This is a genomic window from Mesorhizobium jarvisii, assembly GCF_003601985.1.
Classification (GTDB): Bacteria; Pseudomonadota; Alphaproteobacteria; order Rhizobiales; family Rhizobiaceae; genus Mesorhizobium; species Mesorhizobium jarvisii.
The window spans coordinates 73,370-86,325 of sequence record NZ_QZXA01000006.1; the positions used below are offsets into that span (position 1 = coordinate 73,370).

Genomic DNA, 12,956 nt, shown 5'->3' on the forward strand with positions numbered 1-12,956 from the left:
AGGATAACGCCATGTTCGTCGTTTCGCTGAACTACAAAGTGCCCCTGACCGAGATCGACCGCTTGCAGGCGGCGCATATCGAATGGCTGAAGGGCTGCTATTCGGATGGTATATTCGTCGCTTCCGGGCCGAAGAAACCGCGGACCGGCGGCATCATTATCGCGCAATGCCCGCGCGAGATCCTCGATGCCAGGCTGGCTGCCGACCCCTTCGCCAAGGCCGGCGCCGCGGATTACGCGGTCACCGAATTCCTGGCCAGGATGACCGCCACCGGTCTCGACGCTCTCAAGGAAGCATGAGTTTGGTCGAGGCCCTGCCCACCCACACCCCTTATGACGGCTCGTCGAAGCTGTTCAACATCGGGCTGAAGCCGCTTGAGCCGGCAAACTGGATCGAGGTCGACGGCCATCTTCTGCCTTATCTCGCCGAGAAGCGCCGGCTTTATGCCCAAATCCCCGACCGGGTTTTCGTCGAGGAGGACGGCACGCGGGATGCCCAGCGGGAAGTGCTCGACTTGCTCGGCGCGTATTTGCCGGAGCGATTTCCGCGCACCCATCGCCGCACCGATGCGGGCATCGCGGTGGTGGGCGCCGCGAACCACCCTGCTCTGCCTTCGGATCTTGCCGACGCGCCGCTGGTCGCGGCCTCGCTGCTGGTCCAGGAAGACCTGATCCTGATGCGCCGCGACGACAGCGGCTGGCGGCTCGCCGCCGGCTCGCTGTGCTTTCCTTCGTCCTGGTCGCTGCTCGAAAAATTCGGCAAGCCGCTGCAGCAAATCCACGAGCCCGTGCCCGGTTTCGGTCCGGGCACGCGTCCCGCCGAACTGATCAACCGCATGTTCGACGGCCTGCAGGGACAGGCGGTCGAGCGCTTCAACTGGTCGATCCAGGCCGACAATGCGCTCTACCATCCGCTGTCCAATGTCGAGCGCATCGACCGCGCCACCAACCGGCCGACACGCTTCCCCGACGGTGACGTCGAGGCGCACGCCTTCATCCGCGTCGAGCGGCAGACGCTGCGCAAGCTGCCGTCCTCACGCGACATCCTGTTCACCATCCGCATCCATCTCGACCCGCTCGCCGTGCTGGCGCGGCACCCGGACCGGGCGACGCTCGCACTGTCCTTTGCCGCCCAGCTCGAAGCGCTCGATCTCGATCAGCTAGACTATAAGGGCCTGACATCGGACCGCGACCGGCTGATCGAACATCTGAAGACGATGACGCGCTAAGCCGCTACAGGCTGCTGGCCAGGAACTCGACGAATGTCCTTGCCCTGACGCTGGCCTTGCGTCCGGCTGGAAACAGCGCCCACAATTCAACAGGCGGCAGCGCCCAGTCCACCAGGATCGGCCGTACCGCACCGCTGCGCAGTTCCGCGTCGAACATCCATTCGGAGCCGACCGTGAAGCCGATGCCGGCAAGTACTGCCTCACGTATCCCTTCGGCGGAAGTCACGCGCAGCCGCCCTTGGCCGGCAAGCGAAACCTCTTCGGCGCCTCGCCGGAATGTCCAGCGATTGGAAGTGCCTGCCCGGACGAAAAGGATCGCCTCGTGCCGCGACAGCTCATCCGGCGCGATGGGTTCGCCCTCGCGTGCCAGGTAGGAAGGTGCCGCCACCACGAGACGACGACAGGTGGCGATCTTGCGCCCGATATGAGCGGGAGCGAAGCTTTCACCCAGTCGCAGCATGACATCCACCCCTTCCTCGACGAGGTCGACGTTCCTGTCGTCCATCGCCACCTCGACGTCGAGCCTCGGGTGAGCATCCAGGAAGGCTTTCAGCCTCGGCACGACATGCAGGCGGCCGAAGGTCACCGACGTACCGATGCGCAGCAACCCGGTAAGCGCCGCCGCAGTGCCACGCGCCGTGTTCTCGGCTTCGTCGGCCTCGTCGACCGCGCGCTTGGCGCCTTCATAGAAGCTGACGCCGGCATCGGTCGGCGAGAGACCTCGGGTGGTGCGCGACAGCAGGCGAACGCCGAGCCGTTCCTCGAGCTGCGCGATGGCCTTCGAGACGGCTGGCTGCCCGACGCGCAAATGCCGCGCGGCCGCCGAGAACGAACCGGTTTCGATGACCCTTATAAAGGTGTTCATCGCCATAAGCCTGTCCATCTATTCCACCCTGGAATTAGTTATATGGTGAAATTCACTCTACCTGACCCGTTTGGGAATAGCCAATTGGCTTGATGTCAAATCCATCCATCCATTCGGAGAACCAAAATGGGCAAGCTCAACAACAAGGTCGCCATCGTCACCGGTGCCGCGCGAGGCATCGGTGCCGGCATCGCCAAACGGCTGGCGGCGGAAGGCGCCGCCGTCGTCGTCAACTACGCCTCCAGCCGTGAGGCTGCAGAACGCACGGTCAAGGAGATCGTCGCCGCCGGCGGCAAGGCGACCGCGGTTCAGGGTGACGTGGCCGAGGCCGCCGAAGTCGAGAAGATGTTCGAGGCCGCCGAGATCGCATTCGGCAAGCCAAGCATTCTGATCAACAACGCCGCGACCGCCAGCTTCGGCACTTTCGAGGAAACCAGTGAGGCGGATTATCGGCGGCTGTTCGACACCAATGTGCTGGGCACGATCTTGACCACCAAGGCGGCCATGCGCCACTTCCCCGAGACCGGCGGCAGCATCGTCAACATCGGCACGATCTCGAGCTGGAACCCGGTGCCGAACACCAGCCTCTATTCCGCCAGCAAAGCCGCGATCGATACGCTGACGCTCAGCCTGTCGAGAGAACTCGGAGCCCGCAACATCCGTGTCAACATCGTGGCGCCTGGCTATACCCATACCGAAATGACCGAAGGCATGGTCGGCACCGATTTCGGCAATATGCTGATCGCTGGCGTCCCCCTCGGCCAGCGCTTCGGCAAGCCGGACGACATCGCCCCGACCGTGGCCTTCCTCGCCTCGGACGAGGCAGCGTGGCTTACCGGCGAACGCATCAACGCGTCCGGCGGCGCTCGCTGATACGACGCCGGCTCAACATCCGCCATCGGGCAGGCCATCGCCTCCCGGTGGCATCGCCGAGCACTTCCACAGCTGCGTTCCCAGGCGTTTCGCTGCTTTTCCCTTTATTGTGACAATGATCTATGGTTTGTCGCGCCGCGGCCAAGCGGCTGTTCCGGAGTGTTTTTTGAGGAGTGCTCGATAAAATGGCGAATGAAAACTGGCCCGTTTACGGTGAGATCACCGGCCCTGTTGTGATGATCGGCTTCGGCTCGATCGGACGGGGGACGCTGCCGCTCATCGAACGCCATTTCAAGTTCGACAAGTCGCGCATGACGGTACTCGACCCACGCGACACCGACCGCAAGCTGCTCGACGAGCGCGGCATCGCTTTCGTCCAGGAAGCGGTGACCGAGAAGAACTACAAGAAAATTTTGACGCCGCTTTTGACCAATGGCGGCGGCCAGGGCTTTTGCGTCAATTTGTCGGTCGATACCGGCTCGGTGGACCTGATGCGGCTCTGCCGCAAGCTCGGCGTGCTCTACATCGACACCGTCGTCGAGCCGTGGCTCGGCTTCTATTTCGACGCCAAGGCCGACAATGCCAGCCGCACGAACTATGCGCTGCGCGAGGCGATGATCCAGGAGAAGCAGGACAAGCCCGGTGGTGCTACCGCCGTCTCCACCTGCGGTGCCAATCCCGGCATGGTCTCGTGGTTCGTCAAGCAGGCGCTGGTCAACCTCGCCACCGATCTTGGCCTCGAGTTCTCGGAGCCGGCGCAGGAAGACCGCGAGGGCTGGGCCAAGCTGATGAAGAAGGCCGGCGTCAAGGGTATCCATATCGCCGAGCGCGACACCCAGCGCACCAAGAAGCCGAAGCCGATGGATGTGTTCTGGAACACCTGGTCGGTCGAGGGCTTCATTTCCGAAGGCCTGCAGCCCGCCGAGCTCGGCTGGGGCACGCATGAGAAATGGATGCCGAAGAACGCCAAGAAGCATAAGCACGGCTCCAAGGCCGCGATCTACCTGGAGCAGCCCGGCGCCAACACGCGCGTGCGCTCGTGGTGCCCGACGCCGGGCGCGCAATACGGCCTGCTGGTGACGCACAACGAGTCGATCTCGATCGCCGATTTCTTCACCGTTCGCTCAAAGAAGGGCAAGGTCCAGTACCGGCCGACCTGCCACTACGCCTACCATCCCTGCAATGACGCGATCCTGTCGCTGGACGAGATGTTCGGCGCCGCCGGCAAGCCTCAGCCGGTGCACCATGTGCTCGACGAGAACGAACTGGTCGACGGCGTCGACGAACTCGGTGTCCTGCTCTACGGCCACGACAAGAACGCCTACTGGTATGGCTCGCACCTGTCGCTGGCCGAGGCGCGCAAGCTGGCGCCCTATCAGAACGCCACCGGCCTTCAGGTCACCTCGGCGGTTCTGGCCGGCATGGTCTGGGCACTGGAAAATCCCGATGCCGGCATCGTCGAAGCCGACGAGATGGACTACAAGCGCTGCCTGGAAGTCCAGTCGCCCTATCTCGGACCGGTCGAAGGCCATTACACCGACTGGACGCCGCTCGACCGACGCCCGGGCCTCTTCCCGGAGGACCTCGACCGCAGCGATCCGTGGCAATTCCGCAACATCCTCGTCCGATAGCACCCTGCGCACCATGCGCCATTGCCTTGCAATCGCCCGGAAATCGGGCGATTGAAGAGATGCGGCCTGGGGCAGCGCGCGTCTTGCGGGACGCACGCCCGTTCCAGCACTTTGGACGTTCGCATCGTGCCTGCCAAAATCGAAACCGATTTTTGGGCCGATGCGTTTGGAGAGGATTTCAGATGACTATTGCGCGCAAAGTTCTTTCGATCGGCGTGGCGGGTTCCTTTGCCATGATGCTTGCCGCCTGTACCACAAGCGGTCCCGACGCACCGCCGATGGCGGCCGCGCCGAAAGGCGTCGAGGGCTCGTGGATCGATGCCAAGGGCACCGGCCTGTCGACCTTCACCGGCGGCAAGTTCACGACCGTCGCCACCGACACCGGCCAGAAGCTGGCTGATGGCAGCTACACGATGACCGGCGCCACTTCGGTCGAGATCAACGGGACGTCGCTGATCCGCCAGACGCCAGTCAGCTTCAACTGCCTGCTGATCTCCACCAGCCAGTTGAACTGCACCAGTTCGTCCGGCCAGAACTTCGTGCTGACGCGACGCGCCTGAACCGGCAAACACAGGACACATTGGGGACGGCGGCCGATTGGCCGCCGCCCTTTTTTGCGCCTGCAAAAAGTGGCGGCATTTCCGCTTGCGTCAGCCGGAACGCGATGGGAACATGGTCAAAACGCTGGTTGTTATACCCCAGTCAAGCAAGGGCGTTAAACGCCTCCGATCAGCCCACCGGGAGACGAAGATGAAAAAGCTTGCCGCCATTGCCGCCCTGTCCGCATCGACGCTTGGCCTGTCGGCCGGCGCATCCTTTGCCGACTACACATTGAATATCCTGCATTTCAATGACTGGCACAGCCGCATCGAAGGCAACAACAAATATGAGTCTACCTGTTCGGCCGACGAGGAGACCAAGGGCGAATGCATCGGCGGCGCCGGCCGGTTGATCACGGCGATCGCCCAGGAGCGCAAGAAGCTCGAAGGCCAGAACGTGCTGCTGCTCAATGCGGGTGACAGCTTCCAAGGATCGCTGTTTTACACCACCTACAAGGGCACCGTGGAGGAGGAATTCCTCAATCAGATGAAACCCGACGCGGTGACCCTCGGCAACCATGAATTCGACGATGGCGAGAGCGCGCTGGTGCCTTACCTCGACAAGGCAAAATTCCCGATCGTCAGTGCCAATGTCGTGCCCAACGACAAGTCCGGCGCGGCCGGCAAGATCAAGCCGTCGATCGTCGTGGAGGTCGGTGGGCAGAAGATCGGCATTGTCGGCGCCGTCACCAACGACACGCCCGAACTCGCCTCGCCCGGTCCCAACATCGCAATCGCGGACGACGTCAAATCGATTACCGCCGAGGTCGAGAAGCTGAAGGCGCAAGGCGTCAACAAGATCATCGCCGTGACCCATATCGGCTACAACAGGGAACGCGACATCATCGCCAAGATCCCGGGCATCGACGTGGTTGTCGGCGGCCACAGCCATACGCTCTTGTCGAACACCGATCCGAAGGCGGCGGGCCCCTACCCGACGATGGTCGACAACCCCGGCGGCTACAAGGTGCCGGTGGTGCAGGCGGCCTCCTATTCGAAATATCTCGGCGAGTTCAAGGTGGTGTTCGACGACAATGGCGTCGTCAAGTCGGCGAGCGGCGACCCGATCTTTCTCGACAAGTCGATCACGCCCGATCCCGCCGTGCTCGCCCGTATCAAGGAACTCGGCGCGCCGATCGAGGCTTTGAAGAACAAGGAAGTGGCCGAGACCACCGACGTCATCGACGGCAGCCGCGAGAATTGCCGCGCCAAGGAATGCGCGATGGGCAACCTTGTCTCCGACGCCATCCTCGACCGCGTCAAGGGACAGGGCGTCGAGATCGTTATCTCCAATGGCGGCGGCCTGCGCGCCTCGATCGACAAGGGCACCGTCACCATGGGTGAGGTGCTGACCGTGCTGCCGTTCCAGAACACGCTGGCGACCTTCCAGATTTCGGGCAAGGACCTGGTCGCCGGCCTCGAAAGCGGCCTCAGCCAGATCGAGGACGGCGCAGGGCGCTTCCCACAGGTGGCTGGCCTCAAATACGCCTTCGACAAATCGGTCGCGCCCAATGCCGGCCGCGTCAAATCCGTCGAGGTCATGGAGAACGGCGCCTGGACGCCGATCAAGCCCGACAAGGACTATCTCGTCGCCACCAACAATTACGTGCGCCAGGGCGGCGACGGCTACAAGGTCTTCGCCGAAAAGGCCAAGAATGCTTACGACTACGGCCCCGGTCTCGAACAGGTCGTGGCCGACTATCTCGGCGCCCACCGGCCCTACACGCCCAAGCTCGACGGCCGCATCACCGAGATCGCCGCGACCGTCGCGGCGGCCCCGGCAGCGGAACCGGCCAAGCCTGCAGAGCCGGCAAAGCCTGCCCCCGCGCCAGCAGAACCTGCCAAGCCCGCCGAGGCCGCAAAGCCCGCCGAAGCGGCACCGGCAATGCCCGAACTGCCCGCCAATTCGGGCAATATCGCCAACACGCCGCCTGCCATATCGACGGAGAATGCACCTGCGCCACCGGCCGCGCCGGCTCCCGCGGCTCCAGCACCCGCACCAGCCGAGCCGGCAAAGCCCGCCGAGGCCACCCCTGCACCGGCAGCACCGGCGCCGGCGGAACCCGCCAAGCCGGCAGAACCGGCAAAGCCCGCTGAAGCCGCACCGGCAACAGGCAGCCATGTCATCGTTACCGGCGACACCTATTGGGATCTGGCCAAGAAGGCCTATGGCGACGCCACCAAGTGGAAACTCATCTACGAGGCCAACAAGGGTCAAAGGCCGCACCGGCTGATGCCCGGCGCGACGCTGACCATCCCGGCGAAGTAACGTCACTTCGCCTTTTGCCATTCAACACCCGCCTGGGAAACCGGGCGGGTGTTCTGTTTTCAGCTCGACACGCGTTAAGGTGCGGCCAGACGCGACATTGAAAGCCCGCGCAGGATGATTAGGTTCGCGCCTCCTGGAGAACCCCTATGACGCTCACAATCGCTGTCGATCCCAAAGCCGCGAAGGCCCTTGGCCCACTGCCGGCCGGGCATCCGCCGGTCAAGACCGGCAAGGTCGGTGTCATGCTGATCAATCTCGGCACGCCTGACGGCACCGACTTCAAGCCGATGTGGCGTTATCTCAGGGAATTCCTGTCCGATCCGCGCGTCATCGAACTCAACAGGGCGATCTGGTATCCGATCCTCTATGGCCTGGTGCTCACCACCCGGCCGAAGAAGTCCGGCGCCAACTACGCCCGGATATGGAACCAGAAAAGGAACGAGTCGCCGCTGCGCACTTACACCCGCGCCCAGGGCGAAAAGCTGGCCGAGGCGTTGCGCGACCTGCCCAATGTCGTCGTCGACTGGGCGATGCGCTACGGCAATCCTTCGACCGCGAGTGTCGCCGAAAGTCTGGTCGCACAGGGCTGCGACCGCATTCTTTCGTTCCCGCTCTACCCGCAATACTCCGCGACGACCACGGCCACCGCCAATGATCAGCTGTTTCGCGCCTTGATGAAGATGCGCGCGGCCCCCGCCATCCGCAGCGTGCCGCCTTACTATGACGAGCCGGTCTATATCGAGGCGCTGGCGCGTTCGATCGAGCAGAATCTCGCGACGCTGGATTTCGAGCCGGAAGTGGTCATCGCCTCATACCACGGCATCCCAAGGCCCTATTTCGAAAAAGGTGATCCCTACCATTGCCACTGCCTCAAGACGACCCGGCTGTTGCGCGACAGGCTCGGCTGGGACGAAAAGAAGCTGATAACCACCTTCCAGTCCCGCTTCGGCGCCCAGGAATGGCTGCAGCCCTACACTGACAAGACGGTGGAGAAACTGGGCAAGGACGGCGTCAAATCCATCGCCATCGTCAATCCCGGCTTTTCCGTCGACTGCATCGAGACGCTGGACGAGATCGGCCGCGAGGCAGCCGAGACTTTTCATCACGCCGGCGGCAAGAACTTCGCCCATATCCCTTGCCTCAATGACAGTGCCGAGGGCATGGCGGTGATCGAGGCGATGGTGCGGCGCGAACTGTCCGGCTGGGTCTAGGAGAAATTCCAGGAAAAATGTGAAACGGTTTTGCGGGAAAAGCGCATAGCGCTTTCCCTTGGGAATTTCGTCAACCAGAGAGTTAGAGCGGCTCGCCGCTCTAACCGGAACAAGGGCCACTGCGGGGCGTTGAGGCGCACCTTCGGAGAATTCGATGCCCCGCAAACTCGACCTCAGAACCGGCCGGCCCGTCTGGTCCGCCTATCGGGCGCCTGCCGTGCCGGCGTCGGCGCTGACCCGCGACGTCAAGGCCGATGTCCTGATCATCGGTATGGGCATCAGCGGCGCCATGATGGCCGAGGCGCTGACGGCGGACGGGCATCAGGTGATCTGCATCGACCGGCGCGGGCCGCTGAAAGGCTCGACCGCTGCGACCACGGCACTGGTCCAGTTTGAAATCGATCAGCCGCTTTCAACGCTCTCGAAGATGATCGGCAAGGCCAAGGCACAGCAGGCCTGGCGCCGCTCGCGCCTCGCCGTTTCCAACCTCGCTGGCCGTATCGAGGATCTCGCAATCGATTGTCGCCTGCGCCGCACCCAGTCGCTCTATCTGGCCGGCACGGTGCTCGGTCCGTCGGAGCTGCGCGAGGAAGCCGAAGCGCGGCGGCAGGCGGGCATTGCCGCAACCTATCTGACGCCGCAGCCGCTGGCGGAGACATTCCGCATCAACCGCGGCGGCGCCATCCTCAGCCACGGCAACATCGCGCTCGACCCGCGCAAGCTGACGGCCGGCTTGCTGCTCAAGGCGCTGGAGCGCAAGGCCCGCTTCCTCGCTCCCGTCGAGGCGACGGTGATCGAAGACAGTGCCGACGAGGTGATCGTGGCCACGAAAGACGGTCCCAGCATCACGGCACGGCATGTCGTTCTGGCCACCGGCTACGAACTGGTCGACATCGTGCCGGCGGCGGCCCACCGGATCATTTCGACCTGGGCGATCGCGACGCGCCCGCAACCGCGAAAACTCTGGCCGGGTCCGGCGTTTATCTGGGAAGCGTCAGACCCGTATCTCTATATGCGCTCGACGGCCGACGGCAGGGTCATATGCGGCGGCGAGGACGAGGACTTTGTCGACGAGACGCGGCGCGACGAACTGATCGCCGACAAGAGTGCCCGAATTGCCGACAAGCTGGGCCAGTTGTTCCCGCACCTCGACGTCAGGCCTGAATTCGCCTGGACCGGCTCCTTCGGCACAACCAGCACCGGCCTGCCCTATATCGGCGCCGTCCCCCGCCATCCGCGCATCCATGCCGTCATGGGTTACGGCGGCAACGGCATCACCTTCTCGCGCATCGCTTCCGAAATTGTTTCGGCTTCGATCAAGGGACTCGCCGACATGGATGCGGAGCTGTTTGCCTTCAACCGGTGAGTGCAGACCCACAAACAATCCTTCATCACCTGATTGTAACGCTCCTGAAACACACTTAAGTCTTTGGCGAAGTCGGCTGCGCGGGAATGGCTCTCGCGGCCCGCTTCTGAGGGAGAGCCAAATGGATTTCAGTGGTTTCGATATTGCGGTCGTTGTTCTTGTCGCGCTTGTCGTGCTGGTGCTGTTCAAAGGCATCAAGACAGTTCCCCAAGGCTACAACTATACGGTCGAACGTTTTGGCCGTTACACCAGGACACTGAGCCCCGGCCTCAACATCATCACGCCGTTCGTCGACCGCATTGGCGCCAAGATGAACATGATGGAGCAGGTGCTCGACGTGCCGAGCCAGGAAATCATCACCCGCGACAACGCCATCGTCGGTGTCGACGGGATCGCCTTCTACCAGATCCTCAATGCTGCACAGGCCGCCTACCAGGTTGCCGGCCTGCAGAACGCCATCCTCAACCTGACGATGACCAACATCCGTACCGTCATGGGCTCGATGGACCTCGACGAGCTGTTGTCCAACCGCGACGCCATCAACGAGCGCCTGCTGCGCGTCGTCGACGAGGCGGCGCATCCGTGGGGCATCAAGATCACCCGCGTCGAGATCAAGGACATCAACCCGCCGGCCAACCTCATCGAATCGATGGGCCGCCAGATGACCGCCGAGCGTAACAAGCGTGCGCAGATCCTGGCCGCCGAAGGCCTCAAGCAGTCGCAGATCCTCGAGGCCGAAGGCCGCAAGGAAGCCGCCTTCCGCGACGCCGAGGCGCGCGAACGCTCGGCTGAGGCCGAAGCCCGCGCCACCCAGGTGGTTTCGGAAGCGATTTCCAAGGGCGACGTGCAGGCGCTGAACTACTTCGTCGCGCAGAAATACACCGAGGCGCTGGGCAAGATCGGCACCGCCACCAACAGCAAGATCGTGCTGATGCCTTTCGAGGCGTCGTCGCTGATCGGCTCGCTCGGCGGCATCGGCGAGATCGCCAAGGAAGTCTTCCGCAGCGAGGGCACGACCGGCGCACAGCGCCAAGCCGCCCGCCCCCCGGTCGTGCGCCCGAGCGACAACTGAGTTCGTAGGAGGTCACTCTTATGTTCGATCGCATCATTTCCGAACTCGGCCCGTGGAACTGGATGGTCCTGGGCTTCGTGCTGCTGGTCGTAGAGGTCATCGCGCCGGGCTTCTTCATGCTGTGGATCGGCATCGCCGCGCTCATCATCGGCGCGGTGTCGCTGCTGATCTGGGATGCGGCGATCTGGAGCTGGCAGGTCCAGGTCCTTGCCTTCCTGGCGCTCTCGCTGGTCTCAGCCTTCGTCGGCAAGAAACTCATGGGCGGGCGCGACCAGCCAACCGACCAGCCGCTGCTCAACCGGCGCGGCGCCCAGATGGTCGGCCGCATGGCGACGCTTGCCGAGCCGATCAAGGACGGCCGCGGCCGCATCAAGCTCGGCGACACGCTGTGGCGAGTCTCCGGGCCTGACCTGCCGGCCGGTACACAGGTACGCGTGACGGGTGCCGCGGATACAGACCTGGAGCTTACAGTGGAACGCGTCTGAACTTTCACAGCGCACCCACCTCGGTAAGCATGCTCAGATTCAGGTCAGGCCAAGCCGGACTCGAAGACGGGCGCGAAGCGACCAAACCAGGTGGCTTACGAGAGCCGGAGCGGAGTGTACTTTTTGTAGGTGAGCCCAGTCTACTGCGACGCAGTAGAACGGCGAAGCGCAGCTATCAGCCATTTGCAGACCGGCCTCACCTGAATATCGGCATGCCTAGGCGGCGCCGATGCGCAGCAGGTCATGGAAATGCACCACGCCCAGCGGCATGTTGTTCCTGGTCACCACCAGCGCGCCGATATTGTGCTCGTTGAGCAGCGCGATCGCCGTGCCGGCAAGCGTCTGCGGATCGACCGTCTTGGGCGTGCGGGTCATCACCTCCTCGACGATGACGTCGGCCAGATTGCGGTGCAAATTGCGCGCGACATCGCCGTCGGTGATGATCCCGGCCAGTTCGCCATTGGCGTCGACGATCAGGACGCAGCCGACCTTCTTCTGCGACAGCGTCATCACCGCTTCCGGCATCTTGGTGCCGAGCACGGCCAGCGGCATCTGGTCGCCGACCCGCATGATCTCGGAGACCATGGTCAAATTGGCGCCGAGCTGGCCGCCGGGATGGAAGGTGCGGAAATGGTCCGGCGTGAAACCCCGCGCCTCGAGCAGAGCGATCGCCAGCGCATCGCCGATGACCAGCTGCAGCAGCGTCGACGTCGTCGGCGCCAGCCCGTGCGGGCAGGCCTCGGGGGTGCGCGGCAAAAGCAGCACCACATCGGCCGCGCGCGCCAGCGCCGATGTCTCGCCCGATGTGACGGCGATGAGCGGGATGGAAAAACGCCTGGAATAGGCGACGATGCCGAGCATCTCCTTGCTCTCGCCCGACCATGAGATGGCGATGATGGCGTCATCCCTGGCGATCATGCCGAGATCGCCATGATTGGCCTCGACGGGATGGACGAAGAAGGCCGGCGTGCCGGTCGAAGCCAGCGTCGCCGCGATCTTCGAGCCGATATGGCCGCTTTTGCCGACGCCGGTGACGATCAGCCGGCCTTCGATCTTCGAAATCATGTCGACGGCCTGCGCGAAAGGCGCGGCCAGTCCGTTCTCGAGCGCCTCGGCAAGGGCGGCGATGCCGGCCTGCTCGGTCGCCACCGTTCTCAGTGCCGAATCGATCGACGCTTGCCTGTCCAGGGGCTTCTTATCGAGGGGTCTGCCATGCATGGATGATGCGATTAGCGCGTTGCCGCCCGCCTGTCCAACAGAAATGGCGCTGGCACCAGGCGGCGGAGGCTTCGGACAGGTCACAGGATCCCGCAAACAGCGGCACTTTAACCGGGCGAACGATCGCCGCCTCAACCCT

12 protein-coding genes are annotated in these 12,956 nt (G+C 63.5%); 10 read left to right on the forward strand and 2 right to left on the reverse strand.

The features are described from left to right. Positions 1-11 precede the first annotated feature (11 nt). Both D3242_RS16355 and D3242_RS16360 read left to right on the forward strand, forming a co-directional pair. Positions 12-299 carry a YciI family protein gene (locus D3242_RS16355; protein WP_064981668.1) on the forward strand — a complete coding sequence of 96 codons (288 nt, stop codon included), beginning with the start codon at positions 12-14 and terminating at the stop codon, positions 297-299. Next, positions 296-1,228, forward strand: a complete 933-nt coding sequence (locus tag D3242_RS16360; protein ID WP_064980781.1) for a heme-dependent oxidative N-demethylase family protein — start codon at positions 296-298, stop codon at positions 1,226-1,228. Before D3242_RS16355 ends, D3242_RS16360 begins: the two co-directional genes overlap by 4 nt. 4 nt (positions 1,229-1,232) lie before the next feature. Here the strand turns inward: D3242_RS16360 and D3242_RS16365 are convergent, their stop codons facing one another. Next, positions 1,233-2,111: a LysR family transcriptional regulator gene (locus D3242_RS16365; protein WP_019861044.1), complete on the reverse strand. Its 879-nt coding sequence runs from the start codon at positions 2,109-2,111 to the stop codon at positions 1,233-1,235. A 108-nt stretch (positions 2,112-2,219) separates the two neighbouring features. Between D3242_RS16365 and D3242_RS16370 the strand changes: the two genes are divergently transcribed. The 8 genes from D3242_RS16370 (at position 2,220) to D3242_RS16405 (ending at position 11,599) form a co-directional block, all read left to right on the forward strand. Further along, a complete protein-coding gene (locus tag D3242_RS16370; RefSeq protein ID WP_064980783.1) occupies positions 2,220-2,966 on the forward strand; it encodes an SDR family NAD(P)-dependent oxidoreductase in 747 nt (248 codons plus the stop codon). 185 nt (positions 2,967-3,151) lie between these two features. Further along, entirely contained in the window at positions 3,152-4,597 is a 1,446-nt protein-coding gene (locus tag D3242_RS16375) for a homospermidine synthase (RefSeq protein WP_064980786.1), read from the forward strand. A gap of 182 nt (positions 4,598-4,779) precedes the next feature. Beyond that, positions 4,780-5,157, forward strand: a complete 378-nt coding sequence (gene omp10 / locus D3242_RS16380) for an outer membrane lipoprotein Omp10 (RefSeq protein ID WP_027047370.1) — start codon at positions 4,780-4,782, stop codon at positions 5,155-5,157. Between the two features lie 190 nt (positions 5,158-5,347). Then, a complete protein-coding gene (locus D3242_RS16385) occupies positions 5,348-7,465 on the forward strand; it encodes a bifunctional metallophosphatase/5'-nucleotidase (RefSeq protein WP_064980788.1) in 2,118 nt (705 codons plus the stop codon). Between the two features lie 146 nt (positions 7,466-7,611). Further along, entirely contained in the window at positions 7,612-8,676 is a 1,065-nt protein-coding gene (gene hemH, locus D3242_RS16390) for a ferrochelatase (protein WP_038649425.1), read from the forward strand. Between the two features lie 154 nt (positions 8,677-8,830). Further along, positions 8,831-10,042 carry an NAD(P)/FAD-dependent oxidoreductase gene (locus D3242_RS16395; RefSeq protein WP_064980790.1) on the forward strand — a complete coding sequence of 404 codons (1,212 nt, stop codon included), beginning with the start codon at positions 8,831-8,833 and terminating at the stop codon, positions 10,040-10,042. Between the two features lie 121 nt (positions 10,043-10,163). After that, positions 10,164-11,114: an SPFH domain-containing protein gene (locus tag D3242_RS16400; protein ID WP_019861051.1), complete on the forward strand. Its 951-nt coding sequence runs from the start codon at positions 10,164-10,166 to the stop codon at positions 11,112-11,114. Between the two features lie 20 nt (positions 11,115-11,134). After that, positions 11,135-11,599: an NfeD family protein gene (locus D3242_RS16405; protein WP_019861052.1), complete on the forward strand. Its 465-nt coding sequence runs from the start codon at positions 11,135-11,137 to the stop codon at positions 11,597-11,599. A gap of 216 nt (positions 11,600-11,815) precedes the next feature. On the opposite strand, the gene D3242_RS16410 is transcribed toward D3242_RS16405, so the two are convergent. Continuing rightward, the gene (locus D3242_RS16410) at positions 11,816-12,817 is read right to left on the reverse strand and encodes a KpsF/GutQ family sugar-phosphate isomerase (protein ID WP_064980792.1); all 1,002 of its coding nucleotides are present in this window, start codon (positions 12,815-12,817) and stop codon (positions 11,816-11,818) included. Positions 12,818-12,956: the final 139 nt, after the last annotated feature.

What these genes read in the sequence shown, in the direction of transcription:
- D3242_RS16355 (WP_064981668.1), top strand. Translation starts at nt 12, where the DNA reads ATGTTCGTCGTTTCGCTGAACTACAAAGTGCCCCTGACCGAGATCGAC.
- D3242_RS16410 (WP_064980792.1), bottom strand. Translation starts at nt 12,817, where the DNA reads ATGCATGGCAGACCCCTCGATAAGAAGCCCCTGGACAGGCAAGCGTCG.
- D3242_RS16385 (WP_064980788.1), top strand. Translation starts at nt 5,348, where the DNA reads ATGAAAAAGCTTGCCGCCATTGCCGCCCTGTCCGCATCGACGCTTGGC.
- omp10 (WP_027047370.1), top strand. Translation starts at nt 4,780, where the DNA reads ATGACTATTGCGCGCAAAGTTCTTTCGATCGGCGTGGCGGGTTCCTTT.
- D3242_RS16405 (WP_019861052.1), top strand. Translation starts at nt 11,135, where the DNA reads ATGTTCGATCGCATCATTTCCGAACTCGGCCCGTGGAACTGGATGGTC.
- D3242_RS16400 (WP_019861051.1), top strand. Translation starts at nt 10,164, where the DNA reads ATGGATTTCAGTGGTTTCGATATTGCGGTCGTTGTTCTTGTCGCGCTT.
- D3242_RS16365 (WP_019861044.1), bottom strand. Translation starts at nt 2,111, where the DNA reads ATGGACAGGCTTATGGCGATGAACACCTTTATAAGGGTCATCGAAACC.
- D3242_RS16375 (WP_064980786.1), top strand. Translation starts at nt 3,152, where the DNA reads ATGGCGAATGAAAACTGGCCCGTTTACGGTGAGATCACCGGCCCTGTT.
- D3242_RS16370 (WP_064980783.1), top strand. Translation starts at nt 2,220, where the DNA reads ATGGGCAAGCTCAACAACAAGGTCGCCATCGTCACCGGTGCCGCGCGA.
- hemH (WP_038649425.1), top strand. Translation starts at nt 7,612, where the DNA reads ATGACGCTCACAATCGCTGTCGATCCCAAAGCCGCGAAGGCCCTTGGC.
- D3242_RS16395 (WP_064980790.1), top strand. Translation starts at nt 8,831, where the DNA reads ATGCCCCGCAAACTCGACCTCAGAACCGGCCGGCCCGTCTGGTCCGCC.
- D3242_RS16360 (WP_064980781.1), top strand. Translation starts at nt 296, where the DNA reads ATGAGTTTGGTCGAGGCCCTGCCCACCCACACCCCTTATGACGGCTCG.